The organism is Brooklawnia cerclae, from assembly GCF_011758645.1.
Classification (GTDB): Bacteria; Actinomycetota; Actinomycetes; order Propionibacteriales; family Propionibacteriaceae; genus Brooklawnia; species Brooklawnia cerclae.
On sequence record NZ_JAAMOZ010000001.1, the window covers coordinates 118267 to 132940 of the forward strand.

19 protein-coding genes are annotated in these 14674 nt (G+C 68.4%); 13 read left to right on the top strand and 6 right to left on the bottom strand.

From position 1 onward, the window contains the following. Nucleotides 1-451: 451 nt before the first annotated feature. On the top strand, nucleotides 452-688 hold the full coding sequence (locus FB473_RS00540; RefSeq protein ID WP_167163849.1) for a cold-shock protein: 237 nt from the start codon (nucleotides 452-454) through the stop codon (nucleotides 686-688). A 137-nt stretch (nucleotides 689-825) separates the two neighbouring features. Here the strand turns inward: FB473_RS00540 and FB473_RS00545 are convergent, their stop codons facing one another. Next, nucleotides 826-1263 (bottom strand): Lrp/AsnC family transcriptional regulator, encoded by a 438-nt coding sequence (locus FB473_RS00545; protein WP_167163852.1) that lies wholly within the window; start codon nucleotides 1261-1263, stop codon nucleotides 826-828. Between the two features lie 135 nt (nucleotides 1264-1398). Between FB473_RS00545 and FB473_RS00550 the strand changes: the two genes are divergently transcribed. After that, a complete protein-coding gene (locus FB473_RS00550) occupies nucleotides 1399-2013 on the top strand; it encodes a LysE/ArgO family amino acid transporter (protein WP_167163854.1) in 615 nt (204 codons plus the stop codon). Between the two features lie 110 nt (nucleotides 2014-2123). Here FB473_RS00550 and FB473_RS00555 read toward each other — a convergent pair whose 3' ends face one another. After that, nucleotides 2124-2567, bottom strand: coding sequence for a MarR family winged helix-turn-helix transcriptional regulator (locus FB473_RS00555; protein ID WP_167163856.1), 444 nt, complete (start codon nucleotides 2565-2567; stop codon nucleotides 2124-2126). A 78-nt stretch (nucleotides 2568-2645) separates the two neighbouring features. On the opposite strand from FB473_RS00555, the gene FB473_RS00560 reads away from it, so the two are divergent. After that, on the top strand, nucleotides 2646-3020 hold the full coding sequence (locus FB473_RS00560; protein WP_167163858.1) for a VOC family protein: 375 nt from the start codon (nucleotides 2646-2648) through the stop codon (nucleotides 3018-3020). Nucleotides 3021-3078: 58 nt separating this feature from the next. Here FB473_RS00560 and FB473_RS00565 read toward each other — a convergent pair whose 3' ends face one another. After that, nucleotides 3079-3441, bottom strand: a complete 363-nt coding sequence (locus FB473_RS00565; RefSeq protein ID WP_167163860.1) for an ArsR/SmtB family transcription factor — start codon at nucleotides 3439-3441, stop codon at nucleotides 3079-3081. Between the two features lie 88 nt (nucleotides 3442-3529). Between FB473_RS00565 and arsM the strand changes: the two genes are divergently transcribed. Then, nucleotides 3530-4351, top strand: a complete 822-nt coding sequence (gene arsM, locus FB473_RS00570; RefSeq protein WP_341769991.1) for an arsenite methyltransferase — start codon at nucleotides 3530-3532, stop codon at nucleotides 4349-4351. 61 nt (nucleotides 4352-4412) lie between these two features. Then, a complete protein-coding gene (locus FB473_RS00575; protein ID WP_167163862.1) occupies nucleotides 4413-5777 on the top strand; it encodes an FAD-dependent oxidoreductase in 1365 nt (454 codons plus the stop codon). A 10-nt stretch (nucleotides 5778-5787) separates the two neighbouring features. Here FB473_RS00575 and FB473_RS00580 read toward each other — a convergent pair whose 3' ends face one another. After that, a complete protein-coding gene (locus FB473_RS00580) occupies nucleotides 5788-6621 on the bottom strand; it encodes a sulfurtransferase (protein ID WP_208390380.1) in 834 nt (277 codons plus the stop codon). 60 nt (nucleotides 6622-6681) lie between these two features. Between FB473_RS00580 and FB473_RS00585 the strand changes: the two genes are divergently transcribed. Together FB473_RS00585 and FB473_RS00590 are read left to right on the top strand one after the other, a co-directional pair. Further along, nucleotides 6682-7428: an alpha/beta hydrolase gene (locus tag FB473_RS00585; protein WP_167163864.1), complete on the top strand. Its 747-nt coding sequence runs from the start codon at nucleotides 6682-6684 to the stop codon at nucleotides 7426-7428. A 123-nt stretch (nucleotides 7429-7551) separates the two neighbouring features. Then, nucleotides 7552-8304, top strand: a complete 753-nt coding sequence (locus tag FB473_RS00590; RefSeq protein ID WP_208390381.1) for an FCD domain-containing protein — start codon at nucleotides 7552-7554, stop codon at nucleotides 8302-8304. A 35-nt stretch (nucleotides 8305-8339) separates the two neighbouring features. Here FB473_RS00590 and FB473_RS00595 read toward each other — a convergent pair whose 3' ends face one another. Next, complete coding sequence (locus FB473_RS00595; protein ID WP_167163866.1) at nucleotides 8340-9089, bottom strand: alpha/beta fold hydrolase; 750 nt, start codon at nucleotides 9087-9089, stop codon at nucleotides 8340-8342. Nucleotides 9090-9242: 153 nt separating this feature from the next. Here FB473_RS00595 and FB473_RS00600 point away from each other — a divergent pair, with 153 nt between their 5' ends. Then, the gene (locus tag FB473_RS00600) at nucleotides 9243-10589 is read left to right on the top strand and encodes a GntP family permease (RefSeq protein WP_167163868.1); all 1347 of its coding nucleotides are present in this window, start codon (nucleotides 9243-9245) and stop codon (nucleotides 10587-10589) included. A 119-nt stretch (nucleotides 10590-10708) separates the two neighbouring features. Here the strand turns inward: FB473_RS00600 and ald are convergent, their stop codons facing one another. Then, complete coding sequence (ald, locus tag FB473_RS00605) at nucleotides 10709-11806, bottom strand: alanine dehydrogenase (RefSeq protein ID WP_167163870.1); 1098 nt, start codon at nucleotides 11804-11806, stop codon at nucleotides 10709-10711. Between the two features lie 115 nt (nucleotides 11807-11921). Here ald and FB473_RS00610 point away from each other — a divergent pair, with 115 nt between their 5' ends. The 5 genes from FB473_RS00610 (at nucleotide 11922) to FB473_RS00630 (ending at nucleotide 14481) form a co-directional block, all read left to right on the top strand. Then, entirely contained in the window at nucleotides 11922-12455 is a 534-nt protein-coding gene (locus FB473_RS00610; protein WP_167163872.1) for an Lrp/AsnC family transcriptional regulator, read from the top strand. Between the two features lie 75 nt (nucleotides 12456-12530). Continuing rightward, the gene (sp36, locus tag FB473_RS00615) at nucleotides 12531-12713 is read left to right on the top strand and encodes a Sp36 family protein (protein ID WP_167163874.1); all 183 of its coding nucleotides are present in this window, start codon (nucleotides 12531-12533) and stop codon (nucleotides 12711-12713) included. Further along, on the top strand, nucleotides 12710-13165 hold the full coding sequence (locus FB473_RS00620) for an Atu1372/SO_1960 family protein (protein ID WP_167163876.1): 456 nt from the start codon (nucleotides 12710-12712) through the stop codon (nucleotides 13163-13165). Before sp36 ends, FB473_RS00620 begins: the two co-directional genes overlap by 4 nt. Continuing rightward, complete coding sequence (gene nth / locus FB473_RS00625; RefSeq protein ID WP_167163878.1) at nucleotides 13166-13834, top strand: endonuclease III; 669 nt, start codon at nucleotides 13166-13168, stop codon at nucleotides 13832-13834. After that, nucleotides 13831-14481: an NUDIX hydrolase gene (locus FB473_RS00630; protein ID WP_167163880.1), complete on the top strand. Its 651-nt coding sequence runs from the start codon at nucleotides 13831-13833 to the stop codon at nucleotides 14479-14481. Before nth ends, FB473_RS00630 begins: the two co-directional genes overlap by 4 nt. The last annotated feature ends 193 nt before the right edge of the window (nucleotides 14482-14674 follow it).

Sequence of the window (14674 nt, forward strand, 5' to 3'; positions counted from 1 at the left end):
GACATCCCTGAGTCCCGGCCCGAGCCGGGACGACCGGCGCAAGCCGGTGCCGCGGAGCTCGAAAGCCCTGCGCGCAAACAGACGGTGTCGACGAAGTAGCCACCAGGCGTCCTGGAGGCCGGCCCTTAGCGGGCCGTGCTGTGCTGGTTTGTGCGTGCTGCCGATTCGTTGTTCCGGCTTGTCTCTGTGATTCGTCTCGGCGGACTCTTCCCGCACGGTGCCGCTCCGGGTTCTGGCTTGTCCGGTTGCGTACCCCGAGGGACGCGTGACCGGCCGCTGGGCCGACAGAATCTGTGGTGTGCCCATTTCGCGAATCGGTCGCGGACAAGGTTCCTTGCGCGCGTGGCGCGCCCTCAGGCCCTGGCTCGTTTCGCGCTGGGTCGGCGCGTGGGTTCCGTAGGGCCTCGGCGTCGTCGCTCGGTCTGGTGCGCCGTGACGATAGGAGACGAGAATGACATGGGCTGGCGAGGCGATTGTCGAATCCTGGAACCGTGACGAGGGCTGGGGAGTTCTGTTGCTGGGTAACGGCGAGCGGGCGTGGGCACACTTCTCGATGATCCGCGGCTCTGGGTTCCGTGCGCTGGCCCCGGGGCAGCGGGTCGCTGGAGAATTCGAACGCAGGCCGGCGAACTACCCGGTCGAGGATGACAGGTGCGCGTGGATCGCCCAGACCGTCCACCGCGAGTAGGAGTCAGAGCTCACTGCTGATTGTCCGCGTTCTGCTCGCGTCCTTCAGCGATGTCTGCGTCAGTGAGCTTCAGCTCTTCGACAGGTTCGCTCAGCGGTTAGCTCGCGCGTCCTGTGGCGCTGCTGCTCGGCTTGCCCCTATGCCGTGCGTGCACCGGGGCGAAGCGCGAGCGAGGTCTGGGTCTGCGCGGCTCCTGCCTCGTTCTTGAGTCTGCGGAGAAGCCGGTCGAGCGTGGCCGTGTCGGGGACGCGTACGTGCAGCAGGTAGTCGTATGCGCCTGTGACGTGGACGGCGTCCTGGATCTGCGTGTTGCGGCCGGTCCAGGCCAGGAAATCCTCGGAGTCCTGGTCGAGGCGGAGGCGGACGTCGATGAACGCCTCCAGGCCCGCCACCGGATCGGGCTCGTCCTCGGCAAGAACGGCCCGATAGCTGAGGATGATGCCGAGACGTTCGAGACGATGCACTCTGGCAGCTGTGGCATTGGTGCTCAACCCGACCCGTCGTCCGATATCGCTGAACGATGCGCGGCCATCGGTGCGCAAAATGGTGAGAATCTCTCCGTCCAAAGCATCCATGTGGTTGATCGTCCCATAACTACGTGATGTTTGTCTGCCATCGGGGATGGGGTGGCCGATGCTTGTGGACGTGAGATCGCACAGAGATCGCGATGTCGGTCGAGGCCGCGTCCTCGTGCTGAACAGGGGGTAGTGATGGGCGAGGCGGCGATTGCGGGCCTGATCGCCGGTTATGCGATCGCGATACCCGTGGGGGCGATCGCGACGTTGATCATCGTCGCGGCGGCGCAACACGGTTGGCGGGTCGGTGTCGCGGCGGGGCTCGGGGCGGCCACGGCCGACGGGCTGTACGCGGCGGTCGCGATCACCGTGGGAGCCTCGTTGTCACCGCTGATCGAGGCGGTCGCCAATCCCTTGCGCTGGGTGGCGGCGGGAGTGCTCGTGCTCCTCGGGGTGAGCATGATCGTCCAGGCGCGGCGAGAGAGCGAGGGCGTTCCCGGCGCTCCCCAGCGGTCACCGGTCCGCTCCTATGCCGCGGTTCTCGGTATGACGATCGTCAACCCCGCTACCGTGATCTACTTCGCCGCACTCGTCGCGGGCTCGGCATACACCGTGCTGGACGACACGGCGAATCGGGCGCTCTTCGTGGTCGGCGCGTTCATTGCCTCGGCATCCTGGCAGACGACGCTGGCTCTCGGCGGGGCTGTGCTCGGCAGGTATCTCACCAGCCCGCGTGGGCGCCGCTGGACGGCCGTGGCCGGAGGATCGGTCGTGATCCTGCTCGCTGTCAGGACCGCGCTCGGGGCCTAGGTTCGGGGTGTCGTCACGGCTCTGGGCGCATCCGTTCGTCACGCTGCTGGCCGCAAGGGCCGCCGGACAGCGCGAGACGGTTGCGTCGTCCGAGAGCGACCGGACGCTGGTCAGGACGCGAGCAGCGCGTCGCGGCAGGCGGCCAGGAGTGCGGTGAGCCGGTCGAGGTCGGTGGTGCTGAGCTGGCCGGTCATCGTTCCCACGACTGCGGCGACGTCGGCGCGTGCACGATGCGTCAGTTCCACGGCTGCGGATGTGGGTGTCGTGGCGCGTTCGCGTCTCGGCCCGGGCTCGTCGGACCGCTCGATCAACCCGCGCTTCTCCAGCCCCTGCAGAAGGACGTTCATGGACTGGCGTGACACGAAGGTGCGCCTGGCGAGCTCCGATCCGGTGATGCCCGGTGTGTCGAGCAGTGCTTGCAGGCATGCGTATTGAGCCACGCTGAGGCCGAGCGGCCGCAATCTCTCGTCCATTCGTTGGTGCAGGATCGCCTGCGTCTCCTTGATCAGGACGCCCAGCTCTTCCGGCAGGGTTCGGTGATCCACGTGTGTCATGTCAATAGTTTGACATACGCTCATATAAGTGTCAGTGTATTGACACTAAGAAAGACGCATGAGAACAGGAGCAGTCCCATGACGATCACGACGAGTGGACCCGATTTCGTGTCCTTCCAGGTGCGCGACCGCGAGGCGTCCGCGCGGTTCTACGAGGATGTGGTCGGGCTGACCCGGCTTCCCGGCGCCAACCCGGCTGCAGCGGTTTTCTCCGCAGGTGGCACCGCGTTCGCGGTGCGTGACCGGATCCCAGGGGCGGGTCTCGATGAGGTGGGCCAACTCGGCGCGGGTATCGGGGTGTGGTTCCACAGCGAGGACGCGGCGGGGCTTCATGCGCGTCTGGTGGACAGCGGCGTGCCGATCGTGCAGGAGCCGTTCGAGGGCCCGTTCGGACTGCAGTTCGCCTTCCGCGACCCCGACGGGTATGTGGTCACCATTCACTCCAAGGGCTGAGGTGCGCCGACGGGAGTACGGCACGGGGTGCGGTCCAGATGAGTGACCAGACGTCGCCTCACACGCCACCGAGCCCGGCGACATGTCGTCCGACATCGGCGAGCGCCTGGGGCTGAATCGTGTAGTAGGCCCACTTGCCGCGTTGCTCGCGCGTGACGAAGCCCGCCTCGGCCAGGAGCTTCATGTGGTGGGAGACCGTGGGCTGGGTGACGCCGAGGGGCTCGGTGAGATCGCAGATGCACGCTCGGCCGCCGGGATGCGCTGCGACGAGTTCGAGCAACTGAAGCCGGGTCGGGTCGGAGAGGGCCTTGAGTCGGAGGGCGAGATCGCGGCTTGCCGCGGGGTCGGGGACCATGTACGGCGATGAGTCGCAGCACACGGCGTCCTGCTTCGTCACAGGTGTGGGCAGCGCGATCGGCATGGACGTATTCTGCCACACGCATTGACATCCATCGATGGATCAAACCATGATGTATCCGATAGATGAGTGTCTATGTGAGGAGACTGTGGTGGACGACGACGCATTGCGGATCCGGGAACAGGTACGGGATCGATACGCCCAGGCGGCCCGAGCCGTCAGCACGGGTGGACGCGAACTGCTGCTCGAAGTCGGGGACTGTTGCGCGGGTAGCACCTGTTGCAGCCCGGCGGGTTCAGAGGCGTTCGAGGTCGACGAACGGTTCGGCGCCGGACTGTACGGCGCGGGGGATGCTGCCGACGTCCCTGCCGAAGCCTTGGCGGCGAGCCTCGGCTGCGGCAACCCGACCGCCGTGGCTGAGCTTCGTCCCGGTGATCGGGTGCTCGATCTGGGGTCGGGTGGTGGCATCGACGTGTTGCTGTCGGCCCGCAGGGTCGGCCCGTCCGGATTCGCCTACGGCGTGGACATGACCGACGAGATGCTGGCCCTCGCCCGTGCCAACGCGGCCAAGGCCGATGCGAACAACGTCGAGTTCGTGAAGGGAACGATCGAGGACGTGCCCCTGCCCGACGCGTCGGTGGACGCCGTGATCTCGAACTGCGTCATCAACCTGTCGGCCGACAAGCCGAAAGTGCTGGCCGAGATGTTCCGCCTGCTTACTCCCGGTGGCCGCATCGGGATCGCCGACGTCGTGGCCGAGGACGATGTGACTCCGGCCGAGCGAGCCGAACGCGGCTCCCACGTCGGTTGCATCGCCGGGGCGTTGTCTCGCACCGAGTACCTGGACGGGCTGGCCGAGGCCGGTTTCACAGGGACGAGCGTCGAGTTCACCCATGAGGTCGCACCCGGCATGCACGGGGCGATCATCAAGGCGACCAAGCCGGAGCACGACAGCACGGCGGCGCGGCGCTGATCGCGTGTGCCGTCCCGCTCGGTGGCCACCGGCGGGACGGCCCGAACCGAACGGACCTTCCATGCATCTGCTCATCATCGGCGGCTCGGACGCCGGTATCTCGGCCGGCCTGCGTGCCCGCCAGTTCGACCCCACCTGCGAGGTGACCCTGGTCGTGGCCGACGCCTACCCCAACTACTCCATCTGCGGAATCCCGTACCACGTGGCGGGTGATGTGGCCGACTGGCACAGCCTTGCACACCGTACGCAAGCGGATCTGGAGGCGGCTGGGCTGAGCCTGCGTCTGAACACACTCGCCACCCACATCGACCCCGGTGCCCACGCCGTCACGGTACGCACCGCCGACGGAGGTTTCGAGACGATCGGCTACGACCGGCTCGTCGTCGCCACCGGGGCGGGCCCGGCTTCGGCGGGCATCGTGGGCCTCGACGGCCCCGGTGCGCTCGGCCCGGACGACGGCGTTCACCAACTGCACACGATGGATCACCTGCATGCGGTCCAACGCGATCTCGCCGCACGCAGGCCAGGGACCGCGGCCATCGTCGGGGCGGGATACATCGGCCTCGAGATGGCCGAGGCACTCACCCGGCGAGGACTCGCGGTCACGCTGGTTCAGCGCGGGCCCGAAGTGCTCCCGACCCTCGATCCCGACCTCGGTCGACTGGTCCACGACGAACTCGACCGCTGCGGCGTCCGGGTCGTCACGGGAGCTGCTGTCCGCTGCATAGAGCGTGGGTCGAACGGGCCGGTCGTCATCGGCCGGAGAGGAACCGACGAGTACCGCGTCGAGGCCGATCTCGTGCTTGCCGTCACAGGCGTGCGGCCCAACACGCGCCTGCTCGTTGAAGCCGGCGCGTCCACCGGCCCCGCTGGGGCCATCGCCGTCGACGACCACATGTGCACCGGTCTACCCGATGTATTCGCTGCCGGTGATGGTGTCGTCACTGCGCATCGGCTCCTCGGTGAGGTCTACCTGCCCCTGGGAACCACCGCCCACAAGCAGGGCCGGATCGCCGGAGAGAACGCGACCGGCGGCGACGCGGTGTTCGCGGGCATCCTCGGCACCCAGGTCGTCAAGGTGTTCGACCTAGTCGCAGCCCGCACCGGCCTGCGTGCCAGCGAGGCGACCCGCGCAGGCGCCCAGCCTCGTTCGGTCACTGCCGTTCCGGACGATCACAAGGCGTACTACCCGACCGCACACCCCATCACCGTCCGCCTCACCGGCGATGCGGTCACAGGTCGGCTGCTCGGCGCGCAACTGGTCGGCACGTACGGCACCGAGGTCGCCAAGCGCGCCGACGTCCTCGCCGCGGCCATTCACGCAGGGCTCGCCGTTTCCGAACTGTGCGACCTCGATCTGGCCTACACACCGCCGCTGGCTGCGCCCTGGGACGCCATCCAGGCAGCCGCGCAGCTGTGGCAGTAGCGACCGTGCCTCAGTCGCCGACGGCGACGGGCCGCGACAGGTCGCTCGACCACCCCGACCACGACGGCGGATACAGCGCGGCGTCGACACCGACACTGGCGAGGGCCAGGACGAGCTGGCATGCCGATACGCCCGACCCGCAGTAGACAGCGACGGGCTCGTCCGAGGGCAGAGCCAGCAGGTTGCGCACGGTCTGCTCGTCCGGAAGCGTCCCGTCGGCGGCGAAGAAACCCGGCACCGGACGATTCACGGCGCCGGGGATGTGTCCGGCCATTGGGTCGATGGGCTCCGACAAGCCTTGGAACCGATCTGCGGTGCGCGCGTCGATCAGCGTGCCGGGGAACTGCTCGGCCTCGTCGGCGGTGATGGTCGGCATGTGACCGGTGGTCAGCGCAAGCGTGGTGGGTTCGACCGGAACCTCGCCGGTTTCCAGTTCGCCCCCGGAGACCACCCAGGCGGGCAGCCCACCGTCGAGCACACGGGCGTCGAGCCCGGCCCAGCGCAGCGTCCACCAGGCTCGACCGGCAGCGAACGAGCCCGGTTCGTCGTAGACGACGACGGGCAACCCGGAATGGATGCCCAGTGCACCGAGCCCGGCCGCCAGCTGATCAGCGCCCGGCAGCGGATGACGTCCGAGGGCAGGATCGGCCGTCGGGCCGGTCAGCACCGTCTCCAGGTCGCAGTAGCGAGCGCCGGGGATGTGGCCCTCCAGGTAGGCGGCCCGTCCCGCGCTCGCCTCCGCCCCGAGGCCCCACCGCACGTCCAGCACCTGAACGGCTTCGCCCCCCGCCAGCGCGTCCTTCAACTCGTCCACCGTGATCAGCACGTCTCGTCTGTCGCTCATCGCTTGCTCCTTGGGCTATGGGCTTCCAGCGTCCCACACCCCGCAGCGTAGGCTCAGGGCATGATCACAGAGGTCGTCCCGCTTTCCGGCAATCCGGACGCGACCCTCACCACTTACCTGCACGCGCGGTCGCCGAAGCTGGCGAACGTCGAGGTGCGTCCGGCCGTGCTCGTGATACCGGGCGGGGCCTACGAGCACGTCTCCGACCGCGAGGGTGAGCCCGTGGCGCTGGAGTTCTTCGGTGCCGGGTATCAGGTGTTCGTCCTGCGGTACTCGGTCGGGGGCGCGGCTGCGTGGCCCAACCCGCTCACCGAGGCCGAGAACGCTCTGGGGCTGATCGCGGGGCACGCTCGCGAGTGGGGTGTGGATCCCGACCGGGTCGCCGTCCTCGGGTTCTCCGCCGGTGGTCACCTGGCGGCGTCACTGGCTACGCACGGACGCATGCGTCCCGCCGCTCTGATGCTGGGATACGCGGTGACGACCGCAGGCACCCTGAAGATCTGTCATCCCGCCTCGCATGCGGCGCCCGACGTCATCGCGGCCGTCGACCCGCGCACCCCGCCCACCTTCTGCTTCCACACCGCCACCGACGCCAGCGTGCCGGTCACGGACTCGCTCACGTTCTGTGCGGCGCTCGCCCGAGCCGGCGTCCCGTTCGAGTTGCATGTCTTCCCGCACGGTGCCCACGGCCTGGCCCTGGGCACCCCGTTCACCTCGACGGGTCGGCCGGAGATGGTCGAGCCCGCCTTCGCCGGCTGGGTGGCGCTCGCCGTCGCCTGGCTCGGACGGCTGTTCCCGGTGGCCTGAGCCGCCACGTCGGGGGTCCGCAGGCTTCCTCACAAGCGGGGCGGCACGGGGTCCGCGTAGAATCCAGCTACCCCTGTGTCCCATCGCCGGTGACGCCGGGGATTCGGCGGATGAGGAGCGGGTGTGGCCAGGGCGGACGACAGGTCCCAGAGCAGGGACGATGTGGTGCAACCCGCACCGGTGTTGCACGAGTCGCATTCCGACACGCTGGGGCAGGAGATCGTCGACGGCGTGCTTCCCGCAGGGACGGTGCTCACTCTCGAGACGATCCAGGACAGGTTCGGGGTGTCGCGAACGGTGGCGCGGGAGATCGTCCACAGCCTCGAATCGATGAACATGGTGATGTCCAAGCGGCGTGTGGGAATCGTCGTGCTTCCTCAGCGGCACTGGAACCTCTTCGATCCCAACGTGATCCGCTGGCGGTTGCGTGGACCGCAGCGTGAGCTCCAGCTTCGTTCCCTCATCGAATTGCGAATGGCCGTCGAGCCCATGGCGGCGGCGAGCGCGGCGCGCCGGGCGTCGCCGGAGGCACGTCTTCGTCTCGTCACACTGGCCCAGAGCCTGCGGTCGCTGCTGCTGGCGGGCGACGGCGCCGGGTACCTCGACGCCGACATCGAGTTCCACTCGCTCCTGCTCGAGTCGTCGGGCAACGAGATGTTCGGGGCGCTGACGACCGCGGTCTCGGCGATACTCGCGGGGCGCATCGAGTTGGGGCTCGTCCCCGACGCGCCGGTGACCGCGGCGCTCAACACGCACGTGGCGCTCGCCGAGGCCATCCTGCGCGATCAGCCGACGCGCGCCGAGGCGGCGATGTCCGAACTGCTGGTGGAGCTGCGGGGCTCTCTGCTCGACGGCGAGCCGCCCGAGGCCGACTGACTTCGGGGCGCTGCGGCTCCGGAAGGCGTCGCCTCTCAGGCGGTGGCGAGCAGGAACTCGTCGAGCACCGACACGTAAGCCGCCCGGTCGTCCTTGCGGATGTCGTGCCCACAGTCCGGGAAATGACGGCGGGTGCCGCGCTCACCCAGACCCTCCATCGCGGTGATCGCCGATGCCTCGTCGACGACGGCCCCCATGGCCGGGTTGGCCGTCAGCAGCCAGGTGTTCATGTCCAGATCGGCGCAGGACGAAGCCGAGGCCGCGGCGGTCCAGTCCTGCCGGCGGTCGACGAAGTCGAGGTCGACGTCCTGCTTCGCCTGAAGCCAGGTGCCGAATTCGTCGTCGCTCCAGCGCGGATGATCCGCACGCCCCTGGGCGAGCACCTGGTCCGGCGTCCATGACCTCAACTGCGCGGCGCGGTCGGTGACGAAATGGGTCGCCGCGCCGAGTGGCTCGGTGGCTGCGACCCATGCGGGGTCCTCCAGCCAAAGTGCGGCGACCAGATCGGGACGGGTCAGCGCCACCTCGTGGGCGACGAGCCCGCCCATCGAATGGCCACCAAGGCTCACGGGCCCCGCACCGTAGGCCTCAAGTGCCTGGATCACGTGCTCGGTCATCGCCCGCATGGTGAAGTCGCCGTCGAACAGCGGCGTGTGGCCGTGTGCGTCGAGGTCGAAGGCGGTGACGCGGCACGGTAGCTGCTGTGCCACACCGGTCCAGCACTCCGCCGAGTCGAACACCCCGTGCAGCAGGACGAGTGGACGGCCGTCGCCGGGCCAGTCCACCGCCGAAAGCGGGCCGACAAGGGTTCGAACAGGAGCAGGCGTCATCGCGGATCTCTTTCCTGGAGTTTATGGTATAACCATATGCACCATATCGTATTACTTTTGTAGTTCACACGGGGCGCCGCCCCGCAGGCCGAAGGAGTCCACACACATATGGGTACGACGCAGATCGTCATCGCTGCGGCGATCGGGATCGCACTGATCGTCGCGCTGATCGTTTTCGCCAAGCTCAACCCGTTCATCTCGCTGCTCGTGTCGTCCGGCGTCGTCGCCGCCGTCGCGGGCGTCGGTCCGTCCGAGTTGCTCAACAGCTTCACCACCGGTTTCGGGAGCACCCTCGGGGGCGTCGGGGCCCTCATCGCACTGGGCGCGATCATCGGAGCCCTCCTGCTCAAGAGCGGAGGTGCGAACTCGCTGGTGGACAAACTCCTGTCCACCAGTTCCGTCCGCCTGCTCCCGTGGGCGGTCGCGCTGGTCGCCGCCATCGTCGGGATCCCGATGTTCTTCGAGACGGGCGTGGTGCTGCTCATCCCGCTCATCATGCTGATCGCGCGCCGCGCGAAGGTGCCGGTACTGCTCGTCGGCATCCCCATGCTGGTCGGACTCGGCCAGATGCACGCGCTCGTGCCCCCGCATCCCGGGCCTCTGGCGGTCATCGACGCGCTGGGCGCCGACCTCGGCACGACGATGTTCTTCGGGTTCCTGGTCGCCATCCCGATCACTGCCGTCGGCGCGCTCGTGGCACCGTTCTTCGCTCGCTGGGTGCCCGTGATGGCTCCCGACGACGAAGCTGCGGGGCAGGCCGGCGACGCGTCCGCGCAGACCGGTGCGCGTCAGCCCCGCTTCGGGTGGACGGTCGCGACCATCGTGCTTCCCGTGGTGCTCATGCTCGGCCGCACCGTCGGCGAACTCGCCCTCCCCGAGGACAGTGGGGCGCTTCAGGTGCTGGTCTTCCTCGGCACGCCGATCGTCGCCCTCACCCTCACGGTTCTGCTCGCGATCGTCACGCTCGGCTTCGGCGCAGGCCTCAAGATGGAGTCGATCGGTTCGATCGTCTCCGGGTCGTTCGGGTCGATCGCCAGCGTCCTGCTCATCGTCGGCGCGGGCGGTGGCTTCAAGCAGACCCTGGTCGACATCGGGGTCGGCAACGTCGTCGCGTCGGTGTCGACGTCCCTGGCCCTGAGCCCGATGCTGGTCGCGTGGGTGATCGCGGCGCTCATCCGTGCCGCCACCGGCTCGGCCACGGTCGCGGCACTGACCGCCGCCGGCCTGGTCTCGCCACTCGTGGCGGGGCTCGACACACCCCATGCCGCCTTGATGGTGCTCGCCGTCGGGCTCGGCTCGGGCTTCCTCTCCCACGTCAACGACGCGGGATTCTGGATGGTCAAGGAATTCTTCGGCCTCACCATCGGGCAGACGTTCAAGACCTGGAGCCTTCTCACCGTCATCCTGCCCGTGGTCGGTCTGGGGCTGGTCGCCATCCTGTGGGCGGTGGTCTGAGCTCAACGGGCCCTGGGCCCGGTGGCGCCGCCACCGGCATGATCATCGGGGTTGATCGTGGGTCGAACTCGACCTGTGATCAACCCCGATGATCGTCGCGGGACGCCGCCGTGGTCTGGTCAGGCCGCGAGCACCGGCTTGGCCGGGAACGCGTGGGCGACAGCCGAGTTGGCGAGCTTGTGGCCGACGGTGCTGAGGCCGAGCGCGAGCGCGGGGTCATCTGCCACAGCCTGCTCCCAGCCCTTGTCGGCGATGGCGATGCTGTACGGCAGCGTTGCGTTGGTCAGCGCGGGGGTCGAGGTGGCGGCCGCTGTTCCCGGCATGTTGGCCACGCAGTAGAAGATCGAATTGCCCACGGTGAAGACGGGGTCGTCGTGCGTCGTGGCATGCGAGTCCTCGAAGCAGCCGCCCTGGTCGATGGCGATGTCGACCAGCACGCTCCCCGGCTTCATGCCCATGACCAGGTCATGGCCGATGAGCTTGGGTGTCCGATCCCCGGGGACGAGCACCGAGCCGACGACGAGGTCGGCGTCGAGCACCGCGCGCTCGATCTCGTACGCGCTCGACGCAACCGTCGTGACCGTGCCACGGTAACGGTCGTCGAGTTCCCGCAACCGCGGCACCGAGATGTCGATCACGGTGACGTCGGCGCCCTGGCCCACGGCCTGTGCGACGGCGTTGCTGCCCGCCATTCCGCCTCCGATGACGGTGACCTTGCCCGGGCGAACGCCGGGGACTCCCGGGAGCAGGACTGCGCGTCCACCGTTGCTGCCGAGCAGGTGATAGCCGCCGACCAGCACCGCGAGCCGCCCGGCCACCTCGCTCATGGGGGCCAGCAGAGGAAGCGCGCCGCCCGGCAGCTGCACGGTCTCGTAGGCGATGGCCGTCGTCCCGCTGCCGAGAAGAGCGTCCAGGAGCGGCTCGTTGGCCGCCAGATGCAGATAGGTGAACAGCACCAGGTCGTCGCGCAGGTATCCGTACTCGCTGGCCACAGGCTCCTTCACCTTGAGGACGAGCTGGGCTCCCCATGCGTCGTCGACGGTGCCGATGACTGCGCCGGCCGAGCGGTATTCGTCATCGGTGATGGCACTGCCCAACCCGGCGCCGGCCTGCACCACGATCTGATGCCCGTGCCGGACCAGTTCGTGGACTCCGGCCGGTGTGATGGCGACGCGATACTCGTGGTTCTTGATCTCTGTGGGTACTCCGATTCGCATGACGTCCTCCTTCAGGGGGGTTGGTACGTGAGTGAGCACAAAGTATGAAGGTAATTTTGCGAGTAAGCTTCAGGCCGCGTCATGTTCGCCAATTGTCGTAAATGGAGAACAAAATATGACCACCAGGGAATCCGGCGGTGGTGCGCCGCAGAAAATGCATCTCGACGACCTGGACGAGCGGATCCTCTGGGAACTCGGCCGGGACGCGGACATCACCAACGCCGCGCTCGCGGAGAGGCTTCATGTCTCACCGTCCACCACTCTGGCAAGGGTGAAGGCATTGCGCGCAGCCGGCGTGCTGGGCACCGCGCACGCCGATGTCGACTACGGGGCTCTCGGCCTGCCGCTGCAGGCCATCGTCGCCGTGAAGCTGCGGGCACAGGCCCGGGCGTCGATCAGGAGCTACGCGGACAAGATCATCCGGCTGCCTAATGTGCTCAACATCTACTTCTTGGGCGGCCAGACCGACTTCCTCGTCCACGTCGTCGCGACCTCCCCGAGTCAGTTGCGCGATTTCGTCGCCCTGCGGCTGAGCGTCGATCCCGCGGTCGCCTCCACCGAGACCCAGATCGTCTTCGACTGGGTGCGCAGCCTCGACCACCGGACCCGCGCGTCCGGCTTCGACGAGATGCGCGACCCCATCACCTGACCACGCTCGGCCGAGCCCGGGACCGACATGGGTCGCCACACGGACGACTCGTGCGCCAGGCCGTAGGCTGCTGGCATGACCGATGCACCCAAGCGCACCAAGTGGGAGTACTTCACCGCGCCCGTCCTCAGCCACGTGGCGCAACAGATTCTCAACAACTTCGGATCCGAGGGCTGGGAGCTCATCCAGCTTGCGCCCGGGCCCAACCCGGACACGCTGGTCGGCTATTTCAAGCGGCCCGCCGAGGACGCGCAGTGAGCGCCTCGGAGCGTCTCGCGGCGCTGGGCATCGAGTTGCCGCCGGTCGTCACGCCGATCGGCGCCTACGTGCCGGCGAAGGCGTCCGCCGGCCAGGTGCTGACGTCGGGGCAGCTGCCGATCGATGCGGTCGGGCAGCTCGTGGCCGGGCGGCTCGGTGAAGACCTGGAGGTGGCCGACGGTCAGCGCGCCGCTCGCATCGCCGTCCTGAATGCGCTTGCCGCCGCCGCGTCGGTGGCCGGTGGGCTGGACGCCGTGCACGAGGTCGTCCGCGTGATGGTCTTCGTGAACTCCGCGCCCGGGTTCACCGATCAGGCTCTGGTGGCCAACGGAGCCTCCGAGCTGCTCGGCGAGGTGTTCGGCGACGCCGGACGCCACGTCCGCAGCGCGGTCGGGGTGGCGGCCCTGCCGAAGAACGCGGCGGTCGAGGTCGAGTTGGTCGTCGGGGTCTAGATGGACCGCGCGCAGGCTGGTGAGGTCTTCGAGCGCCTCGCCGCGACCTATCCCGACGCCGACTGCGAACTCGACTTCGCCGACCCGTTCCAGTTGCTCGTCGCCACCGTGCTGTCGGCGCAGTCGACGGACGTGCGCGTCAACATGGTGACCCCCGCACTGTTCGCCCGCTACCCGACTCCCGAGGCGATGGCCGGTGCTGAGCGGGACGAACTCGAGGACCTGATCCGTTCCACGGGCTTCTTCCACAACAAGGCGACGTCGCTGTTGGGACTCAGCCGGGCTGTCGCGGACGAACACGACGGAGTCGTCCCCGTCGACATGGACGCCCTGGTCGCCCTTCCCGGCGTGGGGCGCAAGACCGCCAACGTCGTACGGGGTCACGCGTTCGGGCTCCCGGCGATCACGACCGACACTCATGTGCTGCGGGTCTCGGCCCGGCTGGGCTGGTCGTCGTCGAAGAACCCGGAGGTCGTGGAGCAGCAGGTCGGCGACCTCTTCGACCCTTCGGTGTGGACGAAGGTCAGCGACACCCTGATCTTCCACGGCCGTCGTTGCTGCCATGCGAAGAAGGCGGCCTGCGGCGCCTGCCCCGTCGACGCGCTGTGTCCCAGCTATGGGGTGGGAGTGACCGACCCGGCCGACGCGGCGAAACTGGTCAAGAGATGAGCGACGGGCGTTTCGGTGAGCTGGCACATCGGCTCGCCGATCCGGCGTTGGCGGACGCGTTGTCCGACGAGCGCCGCCCGGTCGGTGCGGCGCAAGCGGCCGTGCTGATCCTGTTGTCCGACAGCGACGAGCCCGACCTCGTCTTCACCGAGCGGGCGAACGACTTGCGCAAGCACGCCGGGCAGATCTCATTCCCGGGCGGCGGGTTGGAGAAGGGCGACGCCGGGGCGAGCGCCGCCGCGCTGCGAGAGGCCCACGAGGAGATCGGCCTCGACCCGGCGGCCGTGAGCGTCCTCGGCGAGCTGCCGGCCACCCGGCTGCCGGTGAGCCGTTTCGACGTCGCCCCGGTGGTCGCCACCTGGAACGGGGACGCCCCGATACGGGTGGCGAGCGCCAGGGAAGTAGCCGCGATCCACCGGTGGACCATCCGCGACTTGGCGAGCCCCGAGTTCCGCCTCATGAGCCGTCACCCGCGCGGGCAGATCGGCCCGGCATGGCAGTTCGGTGACCTGTTCCTCTGGGGTTTCACCGCGTACCTGACCGATGAACTGCTCAGGCTGGGCGGCTGGGAACAGCCGTGGGACCACACGCGGGTCGTCGATGTGCCCGCCCGTTTCCTGGTCGACCGGGGGCACCCGATCGCCTGATCTTCAGACCGTATCCCGGGCTTGCTGGTCGTCGTCGGTCACCGCTGGCTGAGCCTGTCGAAGCCTGTTGCCGGACGGTAGTTCTACGACCCTTCGACAGGCTCGGGGATCGTTGATGGGTCTAGTGCTGGTCGTCGTCGGTCACCGCTGGCTGAGCCTGTCGAAGCCTGTTGCCGGACGGTAGTTCTACGAC